At 48.9% G+C, this 13,108-nt stretch carries 14 protein-coding genes; 11 read left to right on the top strand and 3 right to left on the bottom strand.

Translation table 11 applies throughout. The features are described from left to right. The first annotated feature begins 36 nt into the window (after nt 1-36). The 6 genes from EQP46_RS11740 (at nt 37) to EQP46_RS11715 (ending at nt 5,493) form a co-directional block, all read left to right on the top strand. On the top strand, nt 37-1,113 hold the full coding sequence (locus EQP46_RS11740) for an ATP-grasp domain-containing protein (RefSeq protein ID WP_192545504.1): 1,077 nt from the start codon (nt 37-39) through the stop codon (nt 1,111-1,113). A 134-nt stretch (nt 1,114-1,247) separates the two neighbouring features. Continuing rightward, nucleotides 1,248-1,802, top strand: coding sequence for a DinB family protein (locus tag EQP46_RS11735; protein WP_129493831.1), 555 nt, complete (start codon nt 1,248-1,250; stop codon nt 1,800-1,802). Further along, a complete protein-coding gene (locus tag EQP46_RS11730; RefSeq protein ID WP_129493830.1) occupies nt 1,802-2,557 on the top strand; it encodes an NRDE family protein in 756 nt (251 codons plus the stop codon). Before EQP46_RS11735 ends, EQP46_RS11730 begins: the two co-directional genes overlap by 1 nt. A 61-nt stretch (nt 2,558-2,618) precedes the next feature. Further along, nucleotides 2,619-3,047, top strand: a complete 429-nt coding sequence (locus EQP46_RS11725) for a YHS domain-containing (seleno)protein (RefSeq protein WP_129493829.1) — start codon at nt 2,619-2,621, stop codon at nt 3,045-3,047. 125 nt (nt 3,048-3,172) lie between these two features. After that, nucleotides 3,173-3,604 carry a YHS domain-containing (seleno)protein gene (locus EQP46_RS11720; protein WP_129493828.1) on the top strand — a complete coding sequence of 144 codons (432 nt, stop codon included), beginning with the start codon at nt 3,173-3,175 and terminating at the stop codon, nt 3,602-3,604. Between the two features lie 101 nt (nt 3,605-3,705). Then, nucleotides 3,706-5,493 (top strand): lysophospholipid acyltransferase family protein, encoded by a 1,788-nt coding sequence (locus EQP46_RS11715; protein WP_129493827.1) that lies wholly within the window; start codon nt 3,706-3,708, stop codon nt 5,491-5,493. Between the two features lie 198 nt (nt 5,494-5,691). Here EQP46_RS11715 and EQP46_RS11710 read toward each other — a convergent pair whose 3' ends face one another. Together EQP46_RS11710 and EQP46_RS11705 are read right to left on the bottom strand one after the other, a co-directional pair. After that, complete coding sequence (locus tag EQP46_RS11710; RefSeq protein WP_129493826.1) at nt 5,692-6,207, bottom strand: hypothetical protein; 516 nt, start codon at nt 6,205-6,207, stop codon at nt 5,692-5,694. A gap of 321 nt (nt 6,208-6,528) precedes the next feature. Further along, entirely contained in the window at nt 6,529-7,236 is a 708-nt protein-coding gene (locus EQP46_RS11705) for a DUF445 domain-containing protein (RefSeq protein WP_129493825.1), read from the bottom strand. A 295-nt stretch (nt 7,237-7,531) separates the two neighbouring features. On the opposite strand from EQP46_RS11705, the gene EQP46_RS11700 reads away from it, so the two are divergent. The 4 genes from EQP46_RS11700 to EQP46_RS11685 all read left to right on the top strand — a co-directional run bounded on the left by EQP46_RS11700 (nt 7,532) and on the right by EQP46_RS11685 (nt 11,158). Then, the gene (locus EQP46_RS11700; protein ID WP_129493824.1) at nt 7,532-8,221 is read left to right on the top strand and encodes a hypothetical protein; all 690 of its coding nucleotides are present in this window, start codon (nt 7,532-7,534) and stop codon (nt 8,219-8,221) included. Between the two features lie 985 nt (nt 8,222-9,206). Beyond that, nucleotides 9,207-9,926 carry a hypothetical protein gene (locus EQP46_RS11695; RefSeq protein ID WP_129493823.1) on the top strand — a complete coding sequence of 240 codons (720 nt, stop codon included), beginning with the start codon at nt 9,207-9,209 and terminating at the stop codon, nt 9,924-9,926. Between the two features lie 270 nt (nt 9,927-10,196). Beyond that, nucleotides 10,197-10,637, top strand: a complete 441-nt coding sequence (gene msrB / locus EQP46_RS11690) for a peptide-methionine (R)-S-oxide reductase MsrB (RefSeq protein ID WP_129493822.1) — start codon at nt 10,197-10,199, stop codon at nt 10,635-10,637. A gap of 41 nt (nt 10,638-10,678) precedes the next feature. Next, on the top strand, nt 10,679-11,158 hold the full coding sequence (locus EQP46_RS11685; protein WP_129493821.1) for a carboxymuconolactone decarboxylase family protein: 480 nt from the start codon (nt 10,679-10,681) through the stop codon (nt 11,156-11,158). A gap of 239 nt (nt 11,159-11,397) precedes the next feature. On the opposite strand, the gene EQP46_RS11680 is transcribed toward EQP46_RS11685, so the two are convergent. Next, entirely contained in the window at nt 11,398-12,339 is a 942-nt protein-coding gene (locus EQP46_RS11680; RefSeq protein WP_240671721.1) for a DMT family transporter, read from the bottom strand. Between the two features lie 260 nt (nt 12,340-12,599). Between EQP46_RS11680 and EQP46_RS11675 the strand changes: the two genes are divergently transcribed. After that, nucleotides 12,600-13,055, top strand: a complete 456-nt coding sequence (locus EQP46_RS11675) for an Lrp/AsnC family transcriptional regulator (protein ID WP_017012002.1) — start codon at nt 12,600-12,602, stop codon at nt 13,053-13,055. The last annotated feature ends 53 nt before the right edge of the window (nt 13,056-13,108 follow it).

Genomic DNA, 13,108 nt, shown 5'->3' with positions numbered 1-13,108 from the left:
GAAAAAACCTCACCTGCGTTGCCAGTGAACCATGGTATGCCAACCCTCGATACTGACGGCAAACCGCTCTCGATGTTTGAATTTTGGCCGGCATGGTTTTTCTACACCCCCGTTGTCGCGCAGTGGCTTTGGTACGGCATTAAATACCGCAGTTTCAGTTTGCCGCTAGTAGCGAACCCGGGCATTGAGCTCAGTGGCATGGTGGGCGAATCCAAAGATGCCATCTTGTCGCTTGCCGGTGAAAAGGCAAAACCTTGGGTGTTGCCCTACGTCATGTGGGAAAAAAACGATGCGTCCCCTGAATCGCAAGCGCATCAAGCCATGTCTTTGCTTCAAGCAGAAGGGTTGGGGTTTCCGGTTGTCGCAAAGCCTGATTTAGGGTGTCGTGGCGCGGGCGTTCGCTTGGTCGAAAACCGGGGCGAACTCGAAGAATACTTGCGTTTGTTCCCTGACGGCGCGCGATTAATGCTGCAACAAAAAGCGCCGTACAACGCGGAAGCGGGGGTGTTTTATGTCCGTTACCCCGGCGAAGAACGCGGCCGTATTTTCTCTCTTACATTGAAATACAACCCGTTCGTAACGGGCGATGGCGAACGCAATTTGGCGCAGCTAATCGACGACGATCCGCGTGCGGGGCAATTGAGCCACCTTTACCGCGCAAGGCATGAAGACAAACTGGATTTGGTGCTGGCTGACGGGGAAACCTTCCGCCTCGCGTTTGCAGGTAGCCATAGCCGTGGTGCGATATTTCGTAACGGCAATGCGTACATCACCGATGCGCTGGTGGATCGATTAGATGAAATTTTTAACGATTTCCCCGGTTATCATTTTGGACGATTGGATCTTAAGTTCAAAGACATCGACAGTCTGATGGCGGGTAACGATTTCGTGATGCTTGAGGCTAATGGCGCAAGCAGTGAAGCCGCCCATATATGGGATCGCGGCGCGACACTGAAAGATGCGTTTTCGACCTTGTTAACGCAGTACCGCATGTTGTTTGAAATTGGAAACAAGCAGCGCGCATTGGGGCACCAGGTACCGACATTGATGGAGCTATACCGCGCATGGCGTAAAGAAAAAGCGTTGGTGCAAGATTACCCATCGACAGATTAATGGACAGGCGGCTCGGTAAGGACTTCGCCAAGAAAACACAAAGCACCATCTAAAAAAGTCGGTCTGATAATAACAATGATGCCGATGACAACCATGAAACGAACGAGAGAATTGATGATACCTAAGGGGAATGCATGTTAGCCAAGGAAGCAACGTCGACGCATGACGATCACACCTTACCTGCAGAGGTAGAGGGAAACTTCGATGTTGCAAAGCAAGCCCAAAACTTACTGTCTTTGATGAATGATGAGCAATACCAGTTTGTGGCTGCACCTTATTTGCAAAGTTCGATTGGTCAGCACATGCGACATATTTTGGATGTTTACCATGCCTTAATGGCGTGGCCAGACAGCGATTTCATTGATTATGACGCGCGTCGCCGAGCTCACCCTGTGGAAACTGATTTCACGATTGCACAGACAGAGTGGAACGCGATCGTTGAATGGTTGGCTAGCATTACGCCTGCGTCTATCAACATGGCGTTACGTGTGAATGGCGAAGTGAGTCTGACGCACCATGCGCCGTCCATTACGGCATCGACACTGGGCCGTGAGTTGGCTTTTGTGGCAAGCCATGCTGTGCACCATTTCGCGCTTATCCGCGTGAGCTTGGGTGCGCAGGGCATTGAAACCGATGCCAGCTTCGGCTTGGCACCTGCCACTGCGACGTTCTGTCGTGGGGGGAACTAATGTGTACCGTAAGTTGGTTATTGCACGATAAGGGCTATGAAGTGTTTTTCAATCGCGATGAGCAAAAAGGCCGTGCGATTGCGCAACCACCTCAGCATTTCACGCAAAACGATGTGCAGTTTGCCATGCCGGTTGACCCAGACGGCGGCGGCACATGGATTGCCATGAATAACCAAGGCCTGTCTTTGTGCTTGTTGAACTTTTACCAAGGCGATATTCCTGATTTGCCTTTGATCAGCCGTGGTTTGTTGGTGAAACGGCTTGCCCCGTCTGCCTGTGTGGCTGACGTTGTGGCGGTGTTGAACGATCTCCACCTCGGCTCTTACGCGCCCTTTACCTTGTTGGTGTTCGCGCCAGATTTGTCTGCAAACCAAGGGCATGTGATCGCGTTTCAATGGGATGGCCATGTGCTGACCCAGCGCCCAAGTAAAGAACCCATGATTTCATCGTCCGTGGCGTATGAAGAAGTGATGCTTGCCCGCCAAGAGGCGTACCAATCCATCATGACGGAACCGCGCACCGTGGAAAAGGCGTGGGCGTTTCATCGCAGTCATGTGCCTGAAGCGGGTTACAAATCTGTGTGTATGCACCGCGAAGATGCCAACACCGTGAGCTTTACGCACGTGAAAGTGAATGAAGATGAAATGCAGATGGCTTATGTCGATGGCGCGCCATGCAAGGAAGGCCCTGCTGTCACAACACATTTGCAGAAAAACACACCGCGATTGAAATTGGTTGCGAGTGAAAAAGTGTGAAAGAACTAAGGGCTTCCTCGGTCTTATAGGTAGCACTTATTTTTTTCAAAGGAGCACAAAAATGTCTCGTTTACTTCTTCTTATTTCGTTGTTTTTTAGTTCATTCGCAATGGCGTCTGACGACATTTATACCGGCTTCTTTAGCAATAAAGCCGTGAGCGGGTATGACACTGTCTCGTTTCACGATGGCAAGCCTGTTGAAGGAAAATCATCGTTCAAAACTGAATATAAAGGGGCAGATTGGCTGTTTTCGAGCCAAGCTAATTTAGACAAGTTTTTGGCTGACCCTGACAAGTACGCGCCACAGTACGGTGGATATTGTGCTTGGGCTATCGCTGAGAAAGACGATTTAGCGCCGGGTGACCCTGACCACTGGAAAGTGGTAGACGGTAAGTTGTACCTAAACTACGACGACGATATTCAGAACAAATGGAATGCGGACATTCCGGGTTTCATTGAACTGGGTGATGACAACTGGGCGAAGCGTTAATCGCTTAATACTGTGTGCACGGTAACAGCATGACCTGATCGTTACCGTGCATGGCTTCATTTTTTACATTTATCCCTACGTCGACACTAAGAAATCGATGAGGGCGGAAAAAGGGAATCTATATCATGAAACGTTTTTTACTTCTGATGTCGTTGTTGTTTTCGTCAACGACGTTTGCAGCGCAAGAGATTTATACCGGTCTTTTCAACAACGATGCGGTGAGTGGCTATGACACCGTCTCATTTTGGGAAGGCGGCCCGATTGAAGGGAAATCGGAGTTTGAAACAGAATATCGCGGTGCAGATTGGAAGTTTGCGAGCCAAGAAAACCTCGACAAGTTTCTGGCAAACCCTGAGAAGTACGCACCGCAATATGGCGGTCACTGTGCATGGGCCATCGCAGCCAATGATGGCTTAGCGCCAGGCGACCCAACCTATTGGAAAATCGTGGATAACAAGCTCTATCTGAATTACGACAAAAAAGTGTCAGAGACATGGCATACCGATATTCCAGGTTTCATCGTTAAAGGTGACGAGAACTGGGAAAAACGTAAATAAGCGCTCATTATTCAGCGTAAAAAATAAATAACTCACTGGCCGAGCATCTGCAGTGCTCCATCTTGCTCGGTCTCAGTGAAAAAGAATAAGTGGGAGAACCCATGACGACAACCAGCCCCTTTTTGTTGCCGAGAAAGAGCCCATTTGGCGTTGTAGAGAAAACGCTAGAGTCCATTACTGGACTTCGCACCCTCGACAAATATTACCGCAAGCGCCCGGATGAGCTCGATACAGATGCCTTCCTCACTTACACCTTAGATGTGCTGGGGATTGATTATTTTGCGTCTCCCTCTGACATAGAACACGTTCCAGCATCGGGCACGACAGTGGTTGTTGCCAATCACCCATTGGGCGGTGTGGAAGGTGTCATTCTGGCGAAACTGCTGCGACAAGTGCGCAGTGACGTCAAAGTGTTGGCGAACCACTATCTAAAACGCATTCCTGAATTGAGCGATTTGTTCATTGGTGTAGATGTGTTTGAAGGTGAAAACGCCCGACGTGCAAACATGCGCGCACTTCGCGAAGCCCACCAACATCTGAGTGATGGTGGCTTGTTGCTGGTATTTCCTGCGGGTGAAGTATCAACCTTTGATGAGAACGGTCTACTGCGCGATAAAGCGTGGAGTCGCTCTGTCGGTGCCATGGTAAGAAAACACAAAGCGGCCGCGTTGCCTGTCTTCATCGGTGGCCGAAACAGCCGTAAGTTCTACCGAGCGGGAGGCATTCACCCGCTGCTGCGCACGGCGCTTCTCGGTCGTGAGCTGCTCAATAAGCGCGGGCAGTCTATTCCTATTTCTATCGGTGAGCCGATCGCATGGAAAGAGAGCCGCGGCTTTGAATCTGATGATTCGCTCGTCAATTACCTGCGTTTAAATACGTACTTATTAAGCCGTGAAACGACGCTAACGTCTCCGCTGCAAGAAAGCGCGGGCGAAGCCATTGCACCTGAAGCCGATGGCGATGTGTTGCAAGCCGAAATCGACGCATTGCCAGCGTCTTCACACCTGTTGTCCTCTGGCGAATTCGATGTGCTGTGTTGCGAAAGCACACAGATCCCGAATGTGTTGCAGGATATTGGCCGTATTCGAGAAGTGAATTTTCGTGCGGTGGGCGAAGGGACAGGCCTTGCCTGTGATTTAGATGATTACGATAACGACTACAAACACTTGTTTATTTGGGATCGTGACGCAAAGCAATTGGTGGGTGCTTACCGCATTGGACGTGTTGATGACATCATTGCGCGACGTGGTTTGGACGGTTTGTATTCTCGCAGCTTGTTCCAATATGACGAACGCCTCATCCAAAGCATGGGCAATGCGTTGGAAATGGGCCGCTCCGTGATTGATGTGAAATACCAACGCAGCTTGAGCGCCTTGTTGCTGCTTTGGAAAGGCATTGCGACTTATGTGAGTCGTGACCCTGACATCACGACGCTGTTTGGCCCTGTCAGCATCAGCAATGATTACCCGTTACAAGCGCGTCGTTTGCTTGCAGAGAGCTTGAGCATTCACCACTACGACGAAGGCATGGCGAAGTTGGTTCAACCGACCACGCCGCTTGAGAACTCGTCCCCCGTGCCTTGGCACACGTCGATGCTTTCTGGTTTGGGCGACATGCAGCTCTTGTCCAAAGTGATTGGGCGCATGAGTGAAGGGTTGGGCGTGCCTGTCCTGCTAAGGCAGTACCTCGGCTTAAACGGCAAACTGGTGTGCTTTAACGTTGACCCTGCGTTCAACGATGCGCTGGATGGCCTGATTGTGGTGGATCTTCGTAACGTGCCTGTCAGAACCTTAGGGCGCTATATGGGGAAAGAAGAAGCCCAGCGTTATCTTGCTTTTCATGCTGACGAAACCGCATCGGAAGCCACATCGGAAGCCGAAGATACGTAAACTGCCTCGCTATTAGGACGTCACGCTCGTGAACTTTCGCGAGCACCAAAAAGAAAAAAGCGCCGATAAGGCGCTTTTTTGATCGTGTATGTCATGCGTTTTCGCTGTGTGTTTATGTATCAGAGCATCTACGTATTTACGTCTACATAGAACACTTCAGCAGTGTACAGCGCGAAACCTCAGAGTTAAACACGCTGGTTAGAAGTTCAGCTTCGCGCCCACAGACACGGTGCTGGTTTCTGCGCTACCGCGATCTTGATAACCCAATTCCAGCGCCAAGCCTGGGCCAATCGCTGGCGCAAGGCTAATGCCGACGGCACCCAGTACACCCCAACCATCTTCAGACTCGGTCGCGTAGGTGTTTTCGTAGTAGTTACCGCCACCACGCACGTAAACATCACCCAGCACAATTGGCAGGTTCACTTGCAGTGCAAGCGGAATGGAGGTGGATTTAAAATCTTGATCAATGCCAGCGTCATCCGGAATGTCGGCCGTGGTTTCGCCGTAACCAGAATACACACTGGTGAAATCGTTGATGCGTAACGTGCCGTTAATCGCCCAGAAATAGCCTGTTGCGCTGTTTCCTTTGTATTTCACGTCCGTGATACCTGCATCTGCACCGATTTGAAGAGGAAGCACCATGGCAGTAGAAGAAGATGCAAAAAGTAAAGCACCAAGTGCAGGAAGGGCTGTAATGATCCGTTTGATGGCCATGTATTCACCTCATGTGATGGTCAGAAAGCAGTGGTATTCGTCACAATTGTGCGACGAGTGTCTGGCTAATATTGTAGGAGTGAATGCTTAAAGGCGTGTTAAGGCGTACTTAAAATTGGCAACCAGATCAGATATTTGTGAACTGCCCCCCAAGGAATGTGACTTATTAAACGGTTTATATCGGGGAAAAGGTGGCGAAGGAGAAAGGTCGAGATAAAAAAACGGCACCTAATCGGTGCCGTTTTTCGGTTTGTATTTCAATGGAAAGCCGCGCAGAGTGGGCGTTTACCCTTCTGTTTCAGCGATAGCTTTTTAGGGGGGTTACGCCGTGAGAAGTGCAGACACCACACCAATCAAACCACCGAACACACCACCCCAAACCACGAGCCAGCCTAAGTGTTCGCGGATCATCGTCTGAACAATGTCTTTCACCATGTCTGGGGTGAGTTCATCCAAGCGCTGCTCAATCACAGTTTCAATGTTGGCGGTGATGTCACCCATCATGTCAGGCTGTTCGATTTGGTTTTTCAACGCATCACGGAAGCCATCTTGCTGAGTAATGTCGACTACAGATTCGCGCATTTTCTCGACGAAAGGTTCACGCAAAGGCGTGAGGGCTTCTGAACCACCAAACATCATCAACATGCCGCCGAACTGGCTGTTGTTTATCACATCAACAAGGCCATCGAATGTCGGGTTGAAGTCGATTTTTTCGATGATCGGTGAAAGATTCAAGCTGGTGCCATCGGTCATTTCTTTATTGAGGAAGCGATCGATATTTTCCTTGGTAAAGAACTGATCCATCATCAAGGATTTAATGCCCAGTTTGAAGGCTTCAAAGCGCGCTTGAATAACCCCAGAACCGTAAAGGCCCGGCACTTTTTCAAACAGCATGTGAACGGCCAACAAGTTGGTCAATGAGCCTGACAGCGCAAACAAACCGCCATAAAGGGCAATAGGTTGGTCAAGGTAGTAACCAGCAGCAAAAATAGCGGCAGCAATGACGTTAGTCAGAAAGCTTTTATTCATTGTTATTGCTCTTTGAATTCAATGTAGAAAGCGGGGATTCTAATGGACGATGCCGTGCAGAACAACGGCTATTACCATGAAAAATGAGGCAGGATGGGCGCGGTGTCTGACACGGATGGACAGAACCATAAGGGACAATCAAAACCGCCTGCTTTGAGAGATCACGAGAAATTCTGATAACGCGCCGCACTTGTTTGTGTGAAGTCGATTAATCTTGAAGGTATATACCCAAACAACCTGAATCCTGCATCTTCAGGTTGTTTGGGTATAGCATTCAGTAAAAGGATTACAAAGGATGGTTGTTCGTCGTTGCTTGATAATGATGTGTGTTTTTATGCTGAGTGCCTGCAGCAGCAATAGCCGTCCTTTTGATATTAAAAACCTCGCCAAATCAGACATGGATTTGATCACGGATATTCATATCGCTGAAGTGCGTTCGCTCACGCGAAGCCTGATGATCAAACTCTATAAACGCAACCCCAGAGAGCTTGCCAAAGTCCCCAACCAAACCGTGACCTCTCGCCTTGACGCTGTCATGACCATTGAGCGCCCTGTCTATGGCTATCCAGAGCTCGGGTATGTTGATGGCGTGGATGCCCTTCATTTGGCATTTGCAGAGCGGTTTGAGGGGGACAGGGTCTTTGCTTTGATGGTAGGCGTCACGGGCATGTTGAGCAGCAGCTATAACCACCAACTCGAGTTTTTCATTCTCGATGATATTGACCAGCAAAAGCTTTATAACAGCGCACGCAATCTCGAAACCGTTGCTTGGCTACTCAATACCCGCGAGGACGAAAAAGGGGAGTTATTGCTGCTTGGTAATGGGCTCACACTCGACGGTACGCCGAATTACAGCTTTGAGCGCACCCTTGGCCAAATGATCATTATCCAAGACATGATGGCGAAAATGGTCTCCGACAGCACAAACCGTGCAATCAACCAAGTGGTGCACGGTGTCGCTTCTATGACCTTCTTCCCCATCTAAAACAGCACCGATGTCATCGTTTTAGTATGGTTAACACATTAAAATTATTGCATTTATTTAACATTCTCCGTGATCTTGCTTCGGGCAACTTTTTGTCATTTCGAGCGAGAATTTGCTAAATGTTGAGTCATAAATTGCCTGTCTATTTCTTCTCTTTACATAACCCATTGATTTGGTGTGCCTAAATAATTGGATCAATTTGTGCATCGATTGACTTGATTGTTAGTTAGCCACATTGCTGAGGGTGTTGAGTTGCCAACCTCATTGCCCCCCTCTACAGATGGCGCATAACGGACGGGTGTTTGCTTGTCCGTGTTTTTTTCTTTAGGCGTTACTGGCGGTTAGCGATCAACGTCGTTGCTAGGAATAACTCACGATTAGGACTGGAAACGGAAACTGGCGAGAGTGATCAGTAACCGATTGGCTTTTTTGCGGTGGATGTGCGCCCTCAACGTGCATGCATTACAACGTTTGCAGGCGGGAAACGCGGCTGTTAAACGCTTTGCCAATCACTCTGATGACTGAAGTCTCGTCACGCTTCGCCGCGCTGTCTGCAATGTTGTACGCCGTTATCGAGCGAGAAAGTGAGTTGGGAAAGAAAGCAAGACTAAAAAAATCAAAGCAATCTAACAGCAACTGTATGCACTTCTAACCAAGCAATTAGCACTCTTATTAGCTTTGTCTACATAAGAAGACATTTTGACGCTTGAAAAGATGGCAGAGTTAGAAACGTAAAGTCGTTGGCATGTTTGTTTATTCGTACGGTGTTTTACGAATGGTTGTCTTCCTTCCTCGACTAGGTGCTTTATTGAAACAGGATGACGATGCCTGTTTGATCTTCCCCCATACCGTTTCACGGATTTGAGCGGAACATGCAACAGGGAACCTTGTTTCTCCACACTCAGTGTGTTTCATCGCGCCGATGATGCAAATTGTGCTGAACAATTTGTGATTACGTCTGAATTCATAATCACGGAAGGTCTGTTTGTTTGATATTAATCGCAAAGGTTTTGCTTCTGTTGAAATGCATGCTCAACCTATTATCTCAACCGAGTTTGAATGCTTACCCTCGGTATTACTGAATCAGTTTTACGCGGAACCCATTGAAACGTTGCCCGTTTCTCATGATCAATTATTGGCGATACTGTCGAACAACGCGCGTTACAGAGAGCGCTTTGGGTTGACGCAAATGCCTGTGCATTTCCCCGCTTTACCCCGCGCCTTTTCCCAGAGTTTGTTTCCTAAATTGGGGGTGGTGAGTTGGAAAGACGTGGTGGGTATGCAGACCATCCCTGATGCGTTACTCAATACGGCGGACTATTCCCCTGTGCTGGAGTGCTGGCTGAATGCCATTTCTGATCGCATGGCGTTGACTTTACACGCCTATCGCTGCGCGTCAAATACGCCAAAACTGTATTTGTTTCCCAACCAAGATTTCCGCGAACGATCTGAATATCGACTCTCTGTGTCGCACGGAAAGATTCAAGGGGTGAATTGCTACTGCAGCCGTCGTGATTATCACGATGAATATCTGGAGGAGATTAAGGTGTGGTGGGCGTCGCTTGAACCGTTTGAGACTTCACCTAATCTTGCCCACATCTTCGTTGATATTGCATGGTGCAAGGCGCGTCGCGCTTACGTCATCATCGACGTAAACCCCAATCTGTACCTGCTGGATCAAGAAGTCGAAAGGCGTTGCATTTAACGCAGCGAACTTCACGTCTCTGTGCGCTAAAAAAGCGAAAAAGCACGCATTCTCTTTTCTCTTTTTATTTCACACTTATCCCTTGTATTTACTAAGGTTAGTGTCAAGAAAACCTGAGTAATGCCAAGGGAAATCTTCCCGAATGATCAAATAGAAAACACCACGGCGCAAAACCAATTTTTGTATCAGTAGTGGTACATCTCCCTGTTAGGTTTTCTGTTTTGATACCCATTGTCAGGATGTCGACATAACAAAAAAGAGGGCGAACAGATGACCTACTCAAAGTCGAAAGATGCCATTGAAAAACTCACCCCTGAACAATATCGAATCACGCAAGAAAGTGGCACAGAGCGGCCATTTACGGGGGAGTACGATAAACACTTCGAACCCGGAATTTACGTCGATATTGTGTCGGGCGAACCCTTGTTTGCTTCATCGGCAAAATACAATTCAGGGTGTGGCTGGCCTGCATTTTCCAAGCCGATTGAAAAGATCTATGTGACCGAACATTTTGATGAAAGCCACGGCATGCGCCGCACTGAAGTGCGCTCTAAGCATGGCGACAGCCATTTAGGGCACGTGTTTACGGATGGCCCAGCAGATCAAGGCGGGTTGAGATACTGCATTAACTCTGCGTCGCTGCGCTTTGTACCAAAAGACCAAATGGACGCCGAAGGATACGGCGATTATCTCGACCAAGCGGGCGAATAACGCCTGTGAACGGCCAGAGAAAACAGCGCTAAGGGAATAACATGGAAATATCATTCGTCAATACACGCTTTGACCCGGATCTGATCGAATTCCACGATGTGGCGAAACAGATGGCAAAAAGTGTGGGATACACCGCCGCACTCAAGGTAGATAAACAACTGGCGCAGTTGCTACGTTTGCGTGTCGCGCAAATCAATCCGTGTTCGTATTGTTTGATTCTGCACACCAAAGCAGCCCATGACCAAGAGATTTCCGCTGCAAAAATTGCGCACCTTGCGAGCTGGCGCGAGAGCAACATGTTCTCGAACGATGAACGCGCTGCACTGGCGTATTGCGAAGCCTTAACGGCGTACGATTTGTCGTCGTTCCCGTCAACACACCTGGCGCTTCAAAACTATTTTGATGAAAAAGAGATCGCAGAAATCGCGGCGATCGTCATCAACATGAATCTTTGGGTGCGCTTGAAATTGGCTCAAGGTGCAACGCCAGAAGTGAAAGATGAAAACGGCGAAAATCCATAGGGTTATCGTCCTATAACGATCCGCTCGCTGTTCGTGAATGGCTCAGTGAGCGGGTTTCTTGCGAGAAAAAGAACAAAAAACAAACAAAATAATGTTGCAATCCGCAAGTGCTTGACGCGATCGTTTGCTTCGGACTTACCCACAGAAACTGTGCATAAAAAATGACCAGCTCAGCCTCTTGTCATCTTCGAGCGACATTCCCATCAAATCTTCCTCTCTTCTTCATCATGCTTAAGGGTTTACCGTTTTTCATGAACGGGTGGCTGATAATGCATCGACGCATCTTGCTTCAAGAAGATGTTACTTGCCACCACACTCCCCAAACACACAAACCCCAGCGCGAAACAGGTCACCAGATCGGGCTGTTCGCCAAACACGGGGAAAGCGATCAATGTTGCGATAACAGGCGTTGCGCTACCAAACGCAGCGCTGCGTTCCGCGCCTAGCTGCTTGACGGCGTAGAGAAAGGTACAGGACGACAAAATGCCTGCGCCCACGCCTTGCAGCAAGGTATGACTAAATACGTCGCGCCAAGGCCATGTGGTGAATTCAGTGGTATGTAAGGTGCTGGGCAGGAGGTTAAACGCAATCGCGATCAACAACATGAGGCTGGAGCATATCGCCAGCAATCCCGAGCACGCCAACGCATTAAGGTTGGCGACGCGCGCGCATATCGTGAAGGTTGCCCACATTACACTGCCGATCAGAAACAATAGATGACCTTGAGATTGCACCCAGTTGTAGCTGCCTTGCAGATTGGTTGAAATGAAAAGCCCCGTTCCAATGACGATAGCGATAAGCCCGATGATGCGATGGTGACTGATGGGCTGGCGGAAAACGATTACCGCTATCGCGGTCACGAACAAGGGCAAGGTACCGGGAACCAAGGCGCTGCCGTGGGAGACGGGCACGTATTGCATGGCAGTGCTGGCAACCAAAAGGTAAGGCAAGCCACTGCCGATGAACATGCCGAGCAAATACCGCTTCGGTATCGCGGCAATGTGTTTACGCGCTTTATAAACGAAAGGGGCGAGCAAGATAGCGGGCGCGAGAAAGCGGGTGATCGCGATGTCAGCGGGGAGCAATATGGAATTTGCGCCACCTTTCAATGAGAGAAAAAAGCCTGCCCACAACAATAGGGTGACGAGCATGGCGAAGTAGCCTGATGCTTTGGTCGACATGACAGCGCGTAATCTTTTAGCTCCTGCTCCTGCTCCTGCTCCTGTTCCTGAGCTTTCGCGTATGCCTGCATCACTGACTGCCTCGGTACTTGCCGCGATCCTTTGTGCCATTTTTCGTGTCTTCCTTGCCAACGATGCGAAAGCACCATTATCAAGCAGGCTCATTGGTGTAGGGTGGCAAATTGAGACCTAAGTTGAGCACTTATTGATGGTTTTAGCTAATATTTATCGAATTATTGATGATAAAAAGCGCAGTAAAGATGGATCGTATTGATAAGCAGCTATTGGAATGGATGCAAAAAGACGCAAGGCTGACCACTGCTGAGTTAGCTGACTTGGTGGGGCTTTCGCCTTCGCCGTGTGCAAGGCGAATAAAGCGACTAGAGAAAGACAATATTGTTGCGGGGTATCACGCTTCTTTGTCGCGCGACAAGGTCGGCATCGCCATGACGATGTTTGTTGAAGTGAGTTTAAACAACCATCAGGTCACGTCTGTGGATGAGTTTGAACAAGCGATCAGTGATATGCAGGAGGTTGTAAGTTGCCACGTGGTGTCTGGCGCATACGATTATTTACTGGAAGTGGTCGCGAAAGATTTGGTGGGGTATGAGCAGTTCACCCGCAAGCTTCAGTGCTTACAAAATGTGAAAGACATACACACACAGCTTGCCATCCGAAAGGTGAAGGATCGCGGCATTCTGCCTGTGTATGTCTAGGGTCAACAGACCCTAATATACCCAAACAAGCTGAATCCTGCATCTTCAGGTTG

Origin of the sequence: Enterovibrio baiacu, assembly GCF_004120195.1 — a bacterium.
Classification (GTDB): domain Bacteria; phylum Pseudomonadota; class Gammaproteobacteria; order Enterobacterales; family Vibrionaceae; genus Enterovibrio; species Enterovibrio baiacui.
The sequence above is the reverse complement of the archived record's forward strand: the minus strand, read 5'-3'. Positions and strand labels throughout refer to the sequence as shown.

Bases quoted from the DNA above. Each gene is read 5' to 3' on its own strand.
- EQP46_RS11735 (WP_129493831.1), top strand. From the start codon at position 1,248: ATGTTAGCCAAGGAAGCAACGTCGACGCATGACGATCACACCTTACCT.
- EQP46_RS11730 (WP_129493830.1), top strand. From the start codon at position 1,802: ATGTGTACCGTAAGTTGGTTATTGCACGATAAGGGCTATGAAGTGTTT.
- EQP46_RS11710 (WP_129493826.1), bottom strand. From the start codon at position 6,207: ATGGCCATCAAACGGATCATTACAGCCCTTCCTGCACTTGGTGCTTTA.
- EQP46_RS11715 (WP_129493827.1), top strand. From the start codon at position 3,706: ATGACGACAACCAGCCCCTTTTTGTTGCCGAGAAAGAGCCCATTTGGC.
- EQP46_RS11680 (WP_240671721.1), bottom strand. From the start codon at position 12,339: ATGTCGACCAAAGCATCAGGCTACTTCGCCATGCTCGTCACCCTATTG.
- msrB (WP_129493822.1), top strand. From the start codon at position 10,197: ATGACCTACTCAAAGTCGAAAGATGCCATTGAAAAACTCACCCCTGAA.
- EQP46_RS11725 (WP_129493829.1), top strand. From the start codon at position 2,619: ATGTCTCGTTTACTTCTTCTTATTTCGTTGTTTTTTAGTTCATTCGCA.
- EQP46_RS11675 (WP_017012002.1), top strand. From the start codon at position 12,600: ATGGATCGTATTGATAAGCAGCTATTGGAATGGATGCAAAAAGACGCA.
- EQP46_RS11720 (WP_129493828.1), top strand. From the start codon at position 3,173: ATGAAACGTTTTTTACTTCTGATGTCGTTGTTGTTTTCGTCAACGACG.
- EQP46_RS11740 (WP_192545504.1), top strand. From the start codon at position 37: ATGCCAACCCTCGATACTGACGGCAAACCGCTCTCGATGTTTGAATTT.
- EQP46_RS11685 (WP_129493821.1), top strand. From the start codon at position 10,679: ATGGAAATATCATTCGTCAATACACGCTTTGACCCGGATCTGATCGAA.
- EQP46_RS11700 (WP_129493824.1), top strand. From the start codon at position 7,532: ATGGTTGTTCGTCGTTGCTTGATAATGATGTGTGTTTTTATGCTGAGT.
- EQP46_RS11705 (WP_129493825.1), bottom strand. From the start codon at position 7,236: ATGAATAAAAGCTTTCTGACTAACGTCATTGCTGCCGCTATTTTTGCT.